At 62.7% G+C, this 14,903-nt stretch carries 19 protein-coding genes, 2 tRNA genes and 1 pseudogene; 17 read left to right on the top strand and 5 right to left on the bottom strand.

Annotation, left to right across the window (positions count from 1 at the left end; genetic code table 11):
- The first annotated feature begins 18 nt into the window (after nucleotides 1–18).
- From GGR38_RS00400 to GGR38_RS00375, 6 genes are all read left to right on the top strand, one after another.
- Nucleotides 19–804: a F0F1 ATP synthase subunit A gene (locus tag GGR38_RS00400; protein WP_183621616.1), complete on the top strand. Its 786-nt coding sequence runs from the start codon at nucleotides 19–21 to the stop codon at nucleotides 802–804.
- A 62-nt stretch (nucleotides 805–866) separates the two neighbouring features.
- Nucleotides 867–1,094, top strand: a complete 228-nt coding sequence (locus GGR38_RS00395) for a F0F1 ATP synthase subunit C (RefSeq protein ID WP_168603674.1) — start codon at nucleotides 867–869, stop codon at nucleotides 1,092–1,094.
- A gap of 157 nt (nucleotides 1,095–1,251) precedes the next feature.
- A complete protein-coding gene (locus GGR38_RS00390; RefSeq protein ID WP_183621615.1) occupies nucleotides 1,252–1,743 on the top strand; it encodes a F0F1 ATP synthase subunit B family protein in 492 nt (163 codons plus the stop codon).
- Complete coding sequence (locus GGR38_RS00385) at nucleotides 1,736–2,290, top strand: F0F1 ATP synthase subunit B family protein (RefSeq protein ID WP_183621613.1); 555 nt, start codon at nucleotides 1,736–1,738, stop codon at nucleotides 2,288–2,290. Before GGR38_RS00390 ends, GGR38_RS00385 begins: the two co-directional genes overlap by 8 nt.
- Before the next feature lie 68 nt (nucleotides 2,291–2,358).
- Nucleotides 2,359–2,553 (top strand): DUF4169 family protein, encoded by a 195-nt coding sequence (locus GGR38_RS00380; protein WP_183621611.1) that lies wholly within the window; start codon nucleotides 2,359–2,361, stop codon nucleotides 2,551–2,553.
- Between the two features lie 185 nt (nucleotides 2,554–2,738).
- Entirely contained in the window at nucleotides 2,739–3,092 is a 354-nt protein-coding gene (locus GGR38_RS00375; protein WP_183621609.1) for a hypothetical protein, read from the top strand.
- A 10-nt stretch (nucleotides 3,093–3,102) separates the two neighbouring features.
- Here GGR38_RS00375 and gloB read toward each other — a convergent pair whose 3' ends face one another.
- Both gloB and rpsA read right to left on the bottom strand, forming a co-directional pair.
- Nucleotides 3,103–3,861: a hydroxyacylglutathione hydrolase gene (gene gloB / locus GGR38_RS00370; protein WP_183621607.1), complete on the bottom strand. Its 759-nt coding sequence runs from the start codon at nucleotides 3,859–3,861 to the stop codon at nucleotides 3,103–3,105.
- 320 nt (nucleotides 3,862–4,181) lie between these two features.
- Nucleotides 4,182–5,885 carry a 30S ribosomal protein S1 gene (gene rpsA, locus GGR38_RS00365; RefSeq protein WP_172341136.1) on the bottom strand — a complete coding sequence of 568 codons (1,704 nt, stop codon included), beginning with the start codon at nucleotides 5,883–5,885 and terminating at the stop codon, nucleotides 4,182–4,184.
- A 403-nt stretch (nucleotides 5,886–6,288) separates the two neighbouring features.
- On the opposite strand from rpsA, the gene GGR38_RS24375 reads away from it, so the two are divergent.
- Entirely contained in the window at nucleotides 6,289–6,732 is a 444-nt protein-coding gene (locus tag GGR38_RS24375) for a hypothetical protein (protein ID WP_172341137.1), read from the top strand.
- 12 nt (nucleotides 6,733–6,744) lie between these two features.
- Here the strand turns inward: GGR38_RS24375 and GGR38_RS00355 are convergent, their stop codons facing one another.
- The 3 genes from GGR38_RS00355 to aroA are packed head-to-tail and all read right to left on the bottom strand — an operon-like array spanning nucleotide 6,745 to nucleotide 9,001.
- The gene (locus GGR38_RS00355) at nucleotides 6,745–7,383 is read right to left on the bottom strand and encodes a (d)CMP kinase (protein WP_183621605.1); all 639 of its coding nucleotides are present in this window, start codon (nucleotides 7,381–7,383) and stop codon (nucleotides 6,745–6,747) included.
- Entirely contained in the window at nucleotides 7,380–7,664 is a 285-nt protein-coding gene (locus GGR38_RS00350; protein WP_183621602.1) for a CBU_0592 family membrane protein, read from the bottom strand. The genes GGR38_RS00355 and GGR38_RS00350 overlap by 4 nt, the downstream gene beginning before the upstream one ends.
- Nucleotides 7,661–9,001 (bottom strand): 3-phosphoshikimate 1-carboxyvinyltransferase, encoded by a 1,341-nt coding sequence (gene aroA / locus GGR38_RS00345; RefSeq protein ID WP_183621601.1) that lies wholly within the window; start codon nucleotides 8,999–9,001, stop codon nucleotides 7,661–7,663. Before aroA ends, GGR38_RS00350 begins: the two co-directional genes overlap by 4 nt.
- A 214-nt stretch (nucleotides 9,002–9,215) precedes the next feature.
- Here aroA and GGR38_RS00340 point away from each other — a divergent pair, with 214 nt between their 5' ends.
- The 10 genes and pseudogenes from GGR38_RS00340 to rplS all read left to right on the top strand — a co-directional run bounded on the left by GGR38_RS00340 (nucleotide 9,216) and on the right by rplS (nucleotide 14,811).
- Nucleotides 9,216–9,533 (top strand): FYDLN acid domain-containing protein, encoded by a 318-nt coding sequence (locus GGR38_RS00340; RefSeq protein ID WP_168603665.1) that lies wholly within the window; start codon nucleotides 9,216–9,218, stop codon nucleotides 9,531–9,533.
- A 156-nt stretch (nucleotides 9,534–9,689) separates the two neighbouring features.
- A tRNA-Ala gene (locus tag GGR38_RS00335) sits at nucleotides 9,690–9,765 on the top strand.
- 23 nt (nucleotides 9,766–9,788) lie between these two features.
- Nucleotides 9,789–9,864 (top strand) — tRNA-Ala (locus GGR38_RS00330).
- A gap of 149 nt (nucleotides 9,865–10,013) precedes the next feature.
- Nucleotides 10,014–11,504, top strand: a complete 1,491-nt coding sequence (gene ffh, locus GGR38_RS00325; RefSeq protein ID WP_183621599.1) for a signal recognition particle protein — start codon at nucleotides 10,014–10,016, stop codon at nucleotides 11,502–11,504.
- Between the two features lie 26 nt (nucleotides 11,505–11,530).
- Nucleotides 11,531–11,890, top strand: a pseudogene (gene rpsP, locus GGR38_RS00320) (30S ribosomal protein S16); the annotation flags it as partial.
- A 23-nt stretch (nucleotides 11,891–11,913) separates the two neighbouring features.
- Entirely contained in the window at nucleotides 11,914–12,396 is a 483-nt protein-coding gene (gene rimM / locus GGR38_RS00315) for a ribosome maturation factor RimM (protein WP_425497034.1), read from the top strand.
- Nucleotides 12,397–12,399: 3 nt separating this feature from the next.
- Nucleotides 12,400–12,750: a hypothetical protein gene (locus tag GGR38_RS00310; protein WP_183621595.1), complete on the top strand. Its 351-nt coding sequence runs from the start codon at nucleotides 12,400–12,402 to the stop codon at nucleotides 12,748–12,750.
- A 136-nt stretch (nucleotides 12,751–12,886) separates the two neighbouring features.
- Entirely contained in the window at nucleotides 12,887–13,636 is a 750-nt protein-coding gene (locus GGR38_RS00305; RefSeq protein ID WP_183621593.1) for a TIGR04222 domain-containing membrane protein, read from the top strand.
- A gap of 48 nt (nucleotides 13,637–13,684) precedes the next feature.
- Nucleotides 13,685–14,434, top strand: coding sequence for a tRNA (guanosine(37)-N1)-methyltransferase TrmD (gene trmD, locus GGR38_RS00300; protein WP_183621591.1), 750 nt, complete (start codon nucleotides 13,685–13,687; stop codon nucleotides 14,432–14,434).
- Nucleotides 14,431–14,811, top strand: a complete 381-nt coding sequence (rplS, locus tag GGR38_RS00295) for a 50S ribosomal protein L19 (RefSeq protein ID WP_172341147.1) — start codon at nucleotides 14,431–14,433, stop codon at nucleotides 14,809–14,811. The genes trmD and rplS overlap by 4 nt, the downstream gene beginning before the upstream one ends.
- The last annotated feature ends 92 nt before the right edge of the window (nucleotides 14,812–14,903 follow it).

The following is a 14,903-nucleotide window of genomic DNA, read 5'->3' as shown; positions in this document are numbered from 1 at the left end:
GGCAAGGGGGCATAAAGCGTGGCCGAACAGGGCAAAGTCGATCCGATGCACCAGTTCATGATCGAGCCGCTTTTTGGCACCGATCAGTGGACCATTGCCGGGCACAACATTGCTTTCACCAATTCGGCGCTGTGGATGCTGATCTCGGTTGGCGTGCTTTTCGCGTTTGTCGCGGGCGGCGCCAAGGGTCAGACCGTTCCCGGCCGCTGGCAGGTGATGGTTGAAGGTCTGGTTGGCTTTATTGACAATCTGCTGGCCGCCAATGTTGGCCCCAAGGGCAAGAAGTATGTGCCCTACATCTTCTCGCTGTTCAGCTTCATTCTCTTCTCGAACGTTCTGGGGCTGCTGCCGCTGGGTCTGTTCGGGATCCATCCCTTTACCGCGACCAGCCACTTTACGGTGACCGGCGTTCTGGCGATCCTGTCCTTCTCGATCGTGCTGATCGTGGGCTTTGCCCGCCATGGCCTGCACTTTTTCAGCCTGTTCGTGCCGCATGGCACGCCTGCATGGCTGCTGTGGCTGATCCCCTTTATCGAGCTGATCTCGTTCCTCGTGCGTCCCTTCTCTCTCGCGCTGCGTTTGTTCGTGGCGATGATGGCGGGCCACGTGCTGCTCGAAGTGCTCTCCAGCTTCGTCATCAGTTCGGCCAATTCGGGCGTGCTGTGGGGTGCTGTTGTCGGCCTGCCCAGCTTTGGGTTGATGATCGCCATTTGCGCGCTGGAAATTCTGGTGGCTGGCATCCAGGCTTATGTTTTCGCGCTGTTGACCTCGCTGTATCTCAACGACGCCGAAAACCTGCACTAAGTTTTCAAGACGTACATCAAAGCCTTTCAACCAACGAAATTCGTTCAAAAGGAGTTATGGAAATGGAACCTGCAAGCGCAAAGCTGATCGGTGCTGGTCTGGCCGCTATCGGCGCCGGTGTGGCTGCCCTGGGCGTGGGTAACGTGTTCGGTTCGTTCCTCGAATCCGCTCTGCGCAACCCCGGCGCCGCTGATGGCCAGCAGGGCCGTCTGTTCATCGGCTTCGCGGCTGCTGAACTTCTGGGTCTGCTCTCGTTCGTCGTGGCGATGATCCTGATCTTCGTCGCCTGAACGAATACCAAGGTGATGCTGACCGGGGCGTTTTGCCCCGGTCGGAATCGCCGCATGAATTTCTTGGCCCGGTTGTCCTGTTCTGGATGATACCGCGGCCTTGCGGTAACACCGTCTGGTCCATCCGGCCCGACGCACAGCGACCGGAACCTAAGTGATGCCTCAGATTGCGCAGCTATCCGCAACCTATGCGTCCCAGATCTTCTGGGCGCTGATCTTCTTCGGATTTGTCTTCTTTGTCGTTGGCCGAGGCTTCGTGCCCAAGGTTCAGGCAACGGTGGCAAATCGCGACAAGCAGATCGCTGATGATCTGGCCGCCGCCGAAGCCGCGCGCCGCGCCGCCGAAGCAGAAGAGGCCAATTGGGCCGCGACCAGCAACAAGCAGCGCGCCGAAGCTCAGGCCCTGATCGCCAAGGCCAAGGCCGAAGGCACCAAGGCCAGCGAAGCCCGTCTGGCTCAGGCTGCCTCTGTGATCGACGCCCGTATGGCCGAGGCCGATGCGCGCCTTGCCACGGCCCGCGCACAGGCGCTGACCGAAATCGAAACCGTTGCCAGCGAAGCGGCCAGCGACATCGTCGCCCGCCTTGCCGGCCTGAGCGTGGAAGGCGATGCCGCCCGCGCCGCCGTGAAGGAGGTCCTCCATGGCTGATCTTGCTACTCTGGCCGTTCTGGCTGCCGGTGCTGCCGAACATGGCGGTCACGAAGCCGCCGAACCGCTGATGCTGGGTGTTGCCTCGGCGCCGCAGATCGTTGCCGCTTCGATGGCGGTGCTGATCCTGGTCGCTATCGTGCTCAAGGTTCCCTCGGTGATCACCAAGGGACTGGACGGCAGCATTGCCGAAATCCGCAAGCAGTTGGACGAAGCCAAGGCGCTGCGCGCTGAAGCCGACAAGCTGCGCGCTGAATATGCCGCCCGTATTGCCGGTGCCGAAAAGGAAGCCGCGCAACTGGTTGAGCATGCCAAGCATGAAGCCGAGGCGATCATCGCCAAGGCCGAAGCCGACACCACCGCTGTGATTGCGCGCCGCGAAAAGATCGCCGGCGACAAGATCGAAGCGGCGGAACGTGCGGCTGTGGCCGAGCTTCAGGCCAAGGCGGCCGAAGCTGCTGCTACGGCGGCTCGCGGTCTGATCGCCGGCCGTTACGGCGTCGATGCTGACAAGGCTCAGGTGGACGCGGCGATCGCCGGTCTGTAATCCTGATCTTTGCGGATCTGGTGGAAAGCCCCGCTCCGGCGGGGCTTTTTGCGTTTGGAGGCAGGATCATGGCGGATATCATCAATTTGCGCATGGCCCGCAAGGCGCGGGCGCGCGGCGAGGCGGAAAAGCAGGCGCAGGCCAATCGTGCTCTGCATGGTCAAACCAAGACTGCGCGGGTGATCGCCAAGGCCGACAAGGAGCGGGCCGAACGCCTTCTCGATGGTGTTAAGCGGGAAGATCAGGACGGCCCCAAGTCGTGAAGCTTTAAAAATCGTGTAAAATTAGCTATATAATCTCTGGGTGGGACGATGGCTCATACTTGCTATCGTTGAAACGGAGGAGTGAGCAGGACTACCTCGTCATTCGCTGCAAAATGCAAAGATCCCTTGGGCTAAAAGCATGTGCTCTTCGGGCGGGATCTAGCAGTGAAAGAGACGAATTGGCGATGAATTGTCTGAATTTGGCGGCTATCGGCCTTCACCTGCTCTCCATTCACGAAAAGCCGGGCTATAACGATCAGAATTATGGCCTCTACGCCCAAAGCGAATGTGGCTTTGTCGTGGGCGGCTATTACAATTCCTATCGTCGGCCTTCATTTCAGATCGGGTGGCGCGCGGAAACGGATCACCTGCCGCTGTTCTTCGAAATCGGAGGTGTCACCGGCTATCCGAACCATCTGATCGAACCCTATGCGATGGCGGGCGTCAAATTGGGGCCGCTGCGCGTGGGCTTCGTGCCGCATGTGACGGGGGTGAACAAGACCTCCGTCGTCCATGCGGTGGTGCAGTTCAAGCTGTGACGCGCCTTGCTTAAAAGCTGTTCTTGGCCTCACGCAAGGCGGCAAAGGCACTGACCGGATCGGCGCCCCAGCGGGCCTGAATATCGGCGCTGTCGGCCCGCAGGAACGGATTGGTGACCAGTTCGCGCTCCAGAGAGAAGGGAACGGTCGCCTCGCCTCGCGCGCGCCGGGCGGCGATTTCTTCGTAATAGGCGGCCAGCGCGGCATTTTCCGGGTCGGCATGCAGCGCGAATCGCGCATTGCTGGCCGTATATTCATGCGCGCAATAAAGCGTGGTGTCGGCGGGCAGCGCCTTGATTCGCTCCAGACTGGCCCAAAATTGCGAGGCTGTGCCCTCAAACATCCGTCCACAGCCCAGCGCAAACAACGCATCGCCAACGAACGCCACAGAAGCCTCAGGCAAATGGTAGGCAACATGGCCCAGCGTATGGCCGCCTACATTGATGACCTGTGCGCGATACGCTCCCAAAGCCACGGAATCGCCTTGATCGACCGTCCGGTCCACGCCCTCAATCTTGCCCGCATCGCCTGCGGGCGCGGTGATCATACAGCCTGTCGCCGCCTTGATCGCGCCATTCCCGCCCGCATGATCCTTGTGCCAATGCGTGTTCCAGATCTGGGTGATCCTCCAGCCCCTCGCTGCGGCCTGACGCAGGTATTCCTCAGCGTCCGGTGTGTCGATACACACCGTCTCGCCCGTGGCCGGATCGTGAAGCAGAAAGCCGTAATTATCCGAAAGACAGGGGAATTGGTGGATCTCGATGGGCATCGTCAAACGGTCCTGTGGTGGGGATTCGGGAAAGGCTTATGCCTCCGGCGGGCAAAGGGCGAAAGCCCTTTGCAATCCCGATACTGGTTGCGCTTTGCTTGCGAACAAGCGTCATGCGGCAAAGCCGCCTTATTTAAAGCCTGCGGCGCGGCAAGCTGGACGCAAGGGTGAACCTTTGGCGCAACGAGGACAGTAATGGGAGCGCGAGGGTCTAGACCCTCGCATTCTATCCCTAAACCTAAACCCCCAACAAAAAACCCGCCCGGATCGCTCCGAGCGGGTCTTTGTGTCTCAGGCTACAGCGCTGAGAAGGTTCAAGCTTACTGCTTGGCCTTCAGAGCGGCGCCCAGGATGTCGCCCAGCGAAGCGCCGGCATCCGACGAACCGTACTGTTCGACGGCTTCCTTTTCTTCGTGCAGCTGACGCGCCTTGATCGAGAAGCTGGGCTTCTTCGAACGGTCGAAACCGGTGACCATGGCGTCGATCTTCTGACCGACCTGGAAGCGGTCGGGGCGCTGTTCGTCGCGGTCGCGACCCAGATCCGAACGCTTGATGAAGCCGGTGGCGCCATCGTCGCCAGCCTGCACTTCGAGGCCGCCGTCACGCACTTCGAGCACGGTCACGGTGACAACTTCGTTGCGCTTCAGATTGGAACCAGCAGCGGTCGAAACGCCGCCGGCAGCCGGGGCGCCCTTTTCGAGCTGCTTGATGCCGAGCGAGATGCGCTCCTTTTCGATGTCCACGTCCAGAACGATCGCCTTGACGCTTTCACCCTTGCGGTGCAGCGCCAGCGCGTCTTCGCCCGAGATGCCCCAAGCGATGTCCGACATGTGAACCATGCCGTCGACTTCGCCGTCCAGACCGATGAAGAGGCCGAATTCGGTGGCGTTCTTGACTTCGCCTTCGACGCTCGAACCAACCGGGTGACGTTCGGCGAAAGCTTCCCACGGGTTCTGCTGAGCCTGCTTGAGGCCGAGCGAGATGCGGCGCTTGTCCGAATCGACTTCCAGAACCAGCACGTCGACTTCCTGCGAGGTCGAAACGATCTTGCCGGGGTGGACGTTCTTCTTGGTCCAGGACATTTCCGAAACGTGGACCAGGCCTTCGATGCCGGCTTCCAGCTCCACAAACGCACCATATTCGGTGATGTTCGTGACGGTGCCGCGCAGCTTGGCGCCGACCGGGTACTTGGCGGCAACGCCATCCCACGGATCCGATTCCAGCTGCTTCATGCCGAGGCTGATGCGCTGCGTGTCCTGGTTGATGCGGACGATTTGCACGCGCACGGTGTCGCCGATGGCGATCACTTCGCTCGGGTGGTTCACGCGCTTGTAGCTCATGTCGGTGACATGCAGCAGGCCGTCGATGCCGCCCAGATCAACGAACGCACCGTAATCGGTGATGTTCTTGACCACGCCGTCGATGATCTGACCTTCCGAGAGGTTCTGGATCAGGCCGCTGCGCTGTTCGGCGCGGGTTTCTTCCAGAACGGCGCGGCGCGACACGACAATGTTGCCACGGCGACGGTCCATCTTGAGGATCTGGAACGGCTGGGGAACGTCGAGCAGCGGGGTGACGTCGCGCACGGGGCGGATGTCGACCTGCGAGCCGGGCAGGAAGGCCACGGCGCCGTCGAGGTCGACGGTGAAGCCACCCTTGACGCGGCCGAAGATGACGCCTTCAACGCGCTTGCCTTCGCCAAATTCGTTTTCAAGCTTGTCCCAAGCGGCTTCGCGGCGAGCGCGGTCACGCGAGAGCATCGCTTCGCCGTCAGCGTTTTCGACGCGGTCGACAAACACTTCGACTTCATCGCCAACCGACAGACCGTGGGGCTGACCGGCCATCGCGAATTCGCGCAGCGGCACGCGGCCTTCGCTCTTGAGGCCTACGTCGATGACGGCCTTGTCGTTTTCGATGGCGGTGATGGTGCCCTTGACTACGCGGCCTTCAAAGCCACCGTTGGCGGCGCCGCCAAGCGATTCGTCAAGGAGAGCCGCGAAATCGTCGCGGGTCGGGGTGCTCATAAAAGAGTCCTTCAAGTCTAACGTTCTTCCGGCCAGGCGGTTGGGAGGCGTTCCCTGATTAACAGGGCCTCCGTCCGCCGGTCTTTCCTCCGGCATCGCACCATGCGATGGCCGGGCCAAAAAGGGCCGAACCGCCATGGAGGCCGGATGCCATCCACAGCACCCACCCACAGCCAAGGCCACGGGCAGACCGGCGGCGACTAGGCCAAACGGGGGCGAAAGGCAAGGGAAATACCGCCTTATACTGTATCTATACGGTGGGCGCCGGGTGGCGGGTCAACACGGTTCGTCCTGCGCCGGGGGCGGACCATCCGGGTTTGTCATTTCGTTCATTTTCGGCACAGGACGGCCCCGGCTTGTTCAGAATTCCACTGGATGGAAACATTGTGAAGGAGGAGAAGCCATGCGTATTTCTTTGGGCCTGATGGGGACGGGTCTGGTGGCGGCGTCTCTCGCGCTTTCGGGTTGCGCCACGACCGGTTCGGTCAAGCGGGCGCAGGCGCGCGCGGACGAAGCCTATGCCAGCGCTCAGGAAGGCAATGGCGCGGCATCGCGCGCGCAGGGGACGGCGGATAATGCCCTTGCCGCATCGGGCCGGGCCCAGGGGGCGGCCGATGCGGCCAATATGGCCGCGCAAAACGCGGGCAATTCGGCCAATTCGGCCAATTCACTGGCCGCCGCCGCCGCCGCCGATGCCCGCGCCGCCCGCGAACAGGTGGCCGTGCTGAAGGCGCGTCTCCACAAGCTGGAAGCGAAGAACAAGAAACGCCATCATGCGAAGACCGCGGCCAAGAAAAAGACCGTCGCCAAGGAGGCTCAGGTCACGCAGGCCCAGTTCCGGCACTAAGACGTTCTGCCATTAAGACGCTTCGCCGCTAAGGCAGCGCATCTGTTCGACCAGCGCGATGGCGGCGGCAATCGCCGCCTCGCGCCCCAGATCGGATGTGTCGAGCGTGATCGCATCCTCGGCTGCGCGCAAAGGCGCAGCGCTGCGGTTGCGGTCGCGTTCGTCGCGCAGCGCAAGGTCTGCTTCGATCTCGGCAAGGGCGACATCGCGGCCCTGCACCAGCATTTCGGCATGACGGCGCTCGGCCCGCGCGGCCACGCTGGCGATGACGAACAGCTTGGCGGTCGCCTCAGGGGCGATCACCGTGCCAATGTCGCGCCCGTCCAGCACCGCTCCGCCGCTTTGCGTGGCAAAGGCGTGCTGGCGTTCATACAGCGCCTGGCGAACGGCGGGATGCACCGACACGCGACTGGCCAGCCCGCCCGAGGCTTCGGACCGCAATTCGGGATCGTCCAGCAAACTGTCGGCAAATCCGCAGGCCGCCAGCGCATCGTCCGCATCATCGGGATCGCCGCCGTTCAGCGCCACCTGTCGCCCCACTGCGCGATAGAGCAGTCCGGTGTCCAGATGCGGCAGACCGTAATGCGCGGCCAGCGCCTTGGCGATCGTGCCCTTGCCCGAAGCGGTCGGGCCATCGACGGCGATAATCATGCGTTTTTTCCTTTGGCCATGATGGCGCGGACAAGGCCGACAAAGGCGATGGCCGACCACAGGCTTTCCAGCGCCAGCGAGGCCGGATTGGTATCCACCAGCAGCGAAATCACCAGCAGCAGCGCGCCCACCAGATTGGCGCCATGCTGGACGAAGGGGTTGGGCTCGCGCGTCTTCCCGGTAAAGGCCGTGGTATAGCCATAGGCAAAGACGCAGAGCGCCATGCCCGCAAAACCGCAGGCGGTGGCAATCTCTTCGGGAATCCCGGTGATCAGGCTCATCTGGCCACCAGGCTGGCGAGCAGCGCCTCGAAATTGGGGAAGCTGGTGGCGATCGGGCTGGTGTCGTCGATGGCGACGCCATTCATGCTGTTAAGGCCCGCAATGGCCATGCTCATGGCGATGCGGTGGTCCAGATGCGTGGCGACATGATGCGCGCCCGACGTGCCGGGCAGGGGCGCGCCGCCGGTGCCATCAATGATCAGGCCGTCTTCGGTCTCGGTCACATTGGCGCCCGCCAGTTCCAGCGCCACGCGCATCACGGTGATGCGGTCGCTTTCCTTGACGCGCAATTCCTCAAGGCCGGTGGTGACGGTGCGGCCCTTGGCCTGCGCTGCGGCGACGAACAGGACGGGGAATTCATCGACCATGCTGGGCACGATTTCGGGATCGACCTCGATGCCGTGCAGTTGCGAGTGGCGCACGCGCAGATCGGCCACCGGCTCGCCGCCGACCTCCCGCGGGTTCACTTCCTCGATGCTGCCGCCCATCTGGCGCAGCACGGTGACGATCCCGGCGCGGGTGGGGTTGAGGCCCACGTTCTCGATCAGCACATCGCTGCCCGGCACGGTGAGCGCGGCGACGATGAAGAAGGCGGCGGAGGAGGGGTCGCCCGGCACCACGATGGTCTGGCCCTTCAGCTCGGCGGGGCCGTGGATCTGGATGGTGCGTGTGCCTTCCTCATCGACATCAACGGTCAGATTCGCGCCGAAGCCGCGCAGCATGCGTTCCGAATGGTCGCGGGTGGGCACCGGCTCGATCACGGTGGTGATGCCCGGCGTGTTGAGGCCTGCCAGCAGCACCGCCGATTTGACCTGCGCGCTGGCCATGGGCAGGCGATAGGTGATCGGCACGGCGGGCGAGGCGCCGCGCATGGTCAGCGGCAGGCGGCCTTCGACGGAGGTGAAATCCGCGCCCATCGTGGAGAGCGGGTCGATCACCCGGCCCATCGGGCGCTTCGACAGCGAGGCATCGCCCACAAAGGTGGCGGTGATGCCATGGCTGGCCACCAATCCCATCAGCAGGCGAGTCGAGGTGCCCGAATTGCCCATGTCGAGTGCGGTTTCCGGTTGCAGCAGCCCGCCGACGCCCACGCCGTTGATGATCCATTCGCCATCATCGGTTTTCACGATTTTTGCGCCCATGGCCCGCATGGCGGCCGCCGTGGACATCACATCCTCGCCTTCCAGCAGGCCCGTGACCCGCGTTTCGCCCAGAGCCAGCGCGCCCAGCATGATCGAGCGGTGGCTGATCGACTTGTCGCCGGGGACGCGGATCGTGCCATTCAGCGCGCCTGTGGGCAGGAAACGGCGGGGGCGGGGGGTGGCAGAAGCGCTCACAGGCAGGATTCCTTGGGACTATGAAGACTGGGGATGCGAAAAACGCTTGCGTCACGGGCAGGCACCCGTCAGAAGCGCGCGGCTTTTGACAGCGCGGGGGCTCTATGGCAAGGCGCCAGAGCATGGCAGGGTCGGTCAAATGGCCCTTCGCGCCAGTTACGCATAGCAATGGATACCGCCCGCCGCTTTGGCTGGGGCAGACATGAGGAATAGCATGGTCAAGCCAGAATGGGGCGCCAAGCACGGCTGCCCGAAGTGCGGCACCCGCTTTTACGATCTGGGCAAGGACGATCCCGTCACTTGCATCGAATGCGGCTATGCCTGGGTTCCTGAACCGGTTCTCAAGAGCAAGCAGCCGATTCCCTTTGAGGAGATCCAGAAGAAGGACGCCGATGAGGTGGCCGACGGCGATTTGGCCGATGAGGATCTGGACATCGATGATGACGGCGATTCGCCGGACAATGATGTCGACTTGGGCGGCGATGACGACCTGGGCGTGTCGGGCCATGATGAAGAGCCTGACGAAGTGTAAGCTCTTGTCCGGAACCTTGGCGGGGCTTTTTTCAGAAAAATGAAATTTCTCGAAAAAAGTTCTTGCCAAGGTTCCGGGGTCGTCCTAGTGGGGCGGCCCGCCGACGAGGCGGAAGCGAAGCAAACCACCCAGGGATGCCTAGCTTATTGAATGAATGGGGCCTTAGCTCAGCTGGGAGAGCGCCTGCATGGCATGCAGGAGGTCAGCGGTTCGATCCCGCTAGGCTCCACCATTCAAACATATACCCATTGGTTAGGGGCCTTAGCTCAGCTGGGAGAGCGCCTGCATGGCATGCAGGAGGTCAGCGGTTCGATCCCGCTAGGCTCCACCAAAGGGAAGGTATCGCTTCATTGAGCGTTACGCTGGCCGACGAATTTACGTCCGCCGGCGTTTTTCGCTTGATGGGAATATGCGCTGATCGGCCAGGTTTGGCCCATCGGCGTTTTTGGCGTAATTTTGCGCCGCTGTTGGGGTTGGCTGATGTTCGACGCTCTGTCTGATCGCCTTGGCTCGGTCTTTGATCGGCTGAAGGGGCGCGGTGCGCTCAAAGAACAGGATGTGCGCGATGCGATGCGCGAAGTGCGCATTGCCTTGCTCGAAGCCGACGTGGCCCTGCCGGTGGTGCGTCGCTTTATCGACGAAGTGACCGAGAAGGCCGTTGGGCAAAATGTGCTCAAGTCGGTCACGCCCGGTCAACAGGTCGTCAAGATCGTCAATGACGCGCTGGTCGAGATGCTGGGCGGGCAGGATGTCCCCGGTCTCGATCTGAATGCCGCGCCGCCGGTGGTCATCATGATGGTCGGCCTGCAAGGGTCGGGCAAGACCACCAGCACGGCAAAGCTCGGCAAGCTGCTGAAGGAAAAGCACGGCAAAAAGGTGTTGATGGCGTCGCTCGACGTCAACCGCCCCGCCGCGCAGGAGCAGTTGGCTGTTCTGGGCGAGCAGGTGGGCGTTTCGACGCTGCCGATCGTTTCGGGGCAGATGCCGACTGCGATTGCCGAACGCGCGATCAATTCGGCCAAGCTTCAGGCTGTGGACGTGCTGTTGCTCGACACGGCGGGCCGTCTGCATGTCGATGCGGCCTTGATGGAAGAGATGAAGGCTGTTGCCGCCATCTCGACCCCCAAGGAAACGCTGCTGGTCGTCGATTCGCTGACCGGTCAGGACGCGGTGAACGTTGCCCAGAGCTTTGCGGGTGAAGTCGATCTGACGGGTGTGATCCTCACCCGTATGGATGGCGATGCGCGCGGCGGTGCGGCGCTCTCGATGCGTGCGGTCACGGGCAAGCCGATCAAGTTTGCCGGTATGGGCGAAAAGCTCGACCAGATCGAAGTGTTCAATCCCGGCCGCGTGGCGGGCCGTATTCTGGGCATGGGCGATATCGTCAGCCTGGTGGAAAAGGCCGCGCAGGCGGTTGATGCCGAGGACGCCGAAAAGCTGGCCGAGCGCATGGCCAAGGGTCAGTTCGACATGAACGACCTGCGCAGCCAGTTGCGCCAGATGCAGAAGATGGGTGGGCTTGGCACGCTGGCGGGCATGCTGCCCGGCATGAAGAAGGCGCAGGCCGCGATGGCCAACAGCGGGATGAATGACCGCACGCTGCTGCGTATGGATGCGATCATCGGTTCGATGACGCCCAAGGAGCGCGCGCGCCCCGAATTGCTGAACGCCAAGCGCAAGATCCGCATCGCCAATGGCTCCGGCACGCAGGTGCAGGAAGTCAACAAGCTCCTGAAAATGCATCAGGAGATGGAAAAGGCGATGAAGCAGATCAAGAAGATGGGTGGGCTCAAGGGCCTTGCCGCGCTCTTCGGCAAGGGTGGCCTTGGCGGCGCTCTCGGCGGGATGGGCGGCGGCGGTCTCCCCGGCGGCATGGGTGGCCTTGGCGGTCTTGGGGGCGGCCCCGGCGCCGGTGGGCTTCCCGGTCTTGGTGCCGGTGGCCCAGATCTCTCAAAGTTTCTCAAGAAATAATACGAATTTATTGGAAAGGTACGAAAATGTCGGTTTCTCTGCGTCTGTCGCGTGGCGGTTCTAAGAAGCGCCCTTACTACAAGATCGTTATCGCCAACTCGACCGCCCCGCGCGACGGCAAGTTCCTGGAGCAGGTTGGCACCTACAACCCGCTGCTGTCCAAGGACGATGAAAACCGCGTGCGTCTGGTCGAAGACCGCGTGAAGTACTGGCTGGGCGTTGGCGCGCAGCCGACCGACCGCGTTGCCCGTCTGCTGGACAAGGCCGGCGTCAAGGAACGCAAGGCGACCTACAACCCCAACGCTGGCGTCCCCGGCAAGAAGGCCAAGGAACGCGCTGAAGACAAGGCCAAGAAGGCCGCTGAAGCTGCTGAAGCGGCTGCTGCTGAATAATGAGCCGGCCCGTGACAATGGCCGCTGTTGCGGCGGCGCATGGCATCACGGGCGAGGTTCGTCTCAAGCTGTTTGGTGAAGGTGTGGCGGCGCTCAAAAGCTACCGCACCTTCAACAATGGCGCGCTGACGCTGAAATCGATCAAGGATGACGGCAAGGGGGGCGCTTTTGCCCGCTTTGCCGAAGTCTCTGATCGAACGGCGGCGGAAAAATTGCGCGGGACGGCACTGACGGTTCCCCGCTCGGCCATGCCGCCTCTGGCGCCGGGTGAGTATTATCACGCCGACCTGCTCGGTCTGGCGGCCCAGTCCACCACGGGTGCGATGCTGGGTACAGTTGTCGCGGTCGATAATTTCGGCGCGGGCGACATTCTGGAAATCGAAGCGCCCGCGGGCGAAGATGGCAAGAGCCACCGCTTCATGGTGCCCATGCGCGCCGAGGCCGTGCCCGAATGGGACGAGACGCGGGTGCTGATCGAGGATGCCTACGCGCAGGGCTAGTTTATGCTCACCGGCGCGTTCATCCTTGCTATCCTCTTTTTGGTCTATTGGGTGCAGGGATTATGGGCCCTTCACATTGCGCGCCATCGTTTGCGCTGGTCGCGGACGCTGATTGCCAATCTTGCGGCGCTGCCTGCGCTTTTCATCGTCCTTTTCGTTCTGATCGCTATCGGCGCATACGGATGGCTGCAGGGCTGGATTGATCCTGCCGAAGCGGCGGACTGGCTTTTTTCGGGGCCGACGCTTGGATCGGCGATGGGCCTTTGGCAGGCGGGCGCGGGGGTGGCCTGGTGGATGATGCGGCGCAAGGGGCTGCCGGTCAGCATCACCCGCCTGACGGGAACCTTTGAATAAGGACCATGCGTACCGCCGTGGTTAACACTTCGTCTGATTTTTGTCCGTTTTTGCAAAGCTGTGATTGTACCTCGCCCGCTTGAAGGTTAAAGACGCGCGGGGTCTTCGTCGCCGGATGGCAGATGAGGAGAGGATCATGGCGGGGCTGGACCCGTTGCAATTAAGCGGGGAACAGTTTCTCGCGGTCTATGCCGCTTTGCTGCTGGCGGCGGCGGGCATGGCGTGGGTGTTGCCGCATTGGCTGCGCCCCGATGGCCGGACGCTGGTTCTGCATCACCCTTTTGAACTTGCCTGTCTTTCGGGCGGGGCCACGCGCTATGCTGAAACTCTGGTGGTCACGTTGATGCAGGCGGGCCATCTGGCCCTGCGCGACGAAAGCCATTTCGAGCCCCTGCGTCCCACGGCGGGCCTCAGCCGCGCCGAGGTGACGGTGCTGGGCCTGCCGCCGGGCACCGACTGGGCCATGCTGATGGCCAGCCTGTGGGGCGCGATCCATTGGGTTGAACTGCGGCTGATCGCGCGGGGGCTGTGGGTGGACCGGGCCGATTGGTGGCGCATCCGGGGCTGGGCCTGCCTGCCATATGTGCTGGTGCTGATCTTTGGCGTTGTGCGCTGGGAGATCGCTTTGCTGCATCATCAGCCTGTGCCTTATCTGGGCTGGCTGCTGCTGGCGGCTTTGGTGGGCGGGATACTGCGCTGCGCAACCATCGACCGGCGAACAAGAGGCGGTGCGCGGGTGCTGACGCGGGCGCGGCGCGAGGCGCGTAATCTGGGCCGCGGGCATCAGATGGAGCAGGCGCAGATGGCCGTCGCCCTGTTCGGCACCGAGGTTTTGATGGGCACCCCTTATGAGGCGCTGCACCGGCTGCGGATTGGCCGGGGTTGAGCCTGCAAGCCCCTTGCGGTTGGATCGCGCAGGGGGCATGGGGGCGCCATGAGCTTTTCCGCCACCGTCCTGACGCTTTATCCCGATATGTTCCCCGGTCCGCTGGGGGTCAGCCTTGCCGGCCGCGCGCGCGAGGAGGGCAAGTGGGACATTGACGCCGTTCAGATCCGCGACTTTGCCCAGGACAAGCATCGCACCGTGGATGACACGCCCGCAGGCGGCGGGGCAGGGATGGTGCTGAAAGTTGATGTGCTGGCCCGCGCGATTGACCATGCGCGCGGCGCAGGCCCGATGGGCCGCCCGGTGATCGCTATGACCCCGCGCGGCAAGCCGCTGACGCAAAGCCGTGTGCGCGAACTGGCGGCGGGGCCGGGGGTGATTGTGCTTTGCGGCCGTTTTGAGGGGTTTGACGAGCGGATTTTCGCCGGGCGCGATGTCGAGGAGGTCTCGATGGGCGATATTATCCTCTCGGGCGGCGAACCTGCGGCGATTATGATGCTTGATGCTTGCATTCGGCTGCTTCCCGGCGTAATGGGCGCGGCCTCTAGTGGGGATGATGAGTCGTTCGAAAACGGATTGCTCGAATATCCGCACTATACCCGACCCAATGATTGGGAAGGGCGATTGATCCCTGAAGTGCTGCGATCGGGGGATCATGGAAAAATCGACGCCTGGCGGAAACAACAGGCGCGCGATGATACTCGGTCACGCAGGCCCGACCTTTGGGAGCGCTACGGTGGTGCTTCGGGTCAGTCTGCCTCTGGCGCGCGGCGCAAAACGAAGGATTTGGGTCAATGAACCTGATTCAGCAGATCGAAGCCGAAGAAATCGCCAAGGCGCTTTCGGCTACGGGCAAGGAAATTCCGGAATTCCGCGCTGGCGACACGCTGCGCGTGGGCGTGAAGGTTATCGAAGGCGAACGCACCCGCGTTCAGGCCTATGAAGGCGTGGTGATCGCTCGCTCGAACCGCGGCATCAACTCGAACTTCACCGTGCGCAAGATGTCGTTCGGCGAAGGCGTGGAGCGCGTATTCCCGCTCTATTCGCCCAACATCGAATCGATTACCGTGGTGCGCCGTGGTGTCGTGCGTCGTGCGAAGCTGTACTATCTGCGCGGCCGCACCGGCAAACGCGCACGTATCGCCGAGCGCCGCGACACCCGCGCGGAAGGCTGAGCCGGAACAGAAGTTCCCCAGCCAACCAGCGGAACACCGTGACAAGGGCGCCTCGGCCAAGACAGCCGGGGCGCCCTTTTGCTTGCGCGCCA

This window comes from Novosphingobium sediminicola, from assembly GCF_014196525.1.
Classification (GTDB): Bacteria; Pseudomonadota; Alphaproteobacteria; order Sphingomonadales; family Sphingomonadaceae; genus Novosphingobium; species Novosphingobium sediminicola.
The sequence above is the reverse complement of the archived record's forward strand: the minus strand, read 5'-3'. Positions and strand labels throughout refer to the sequence as shown.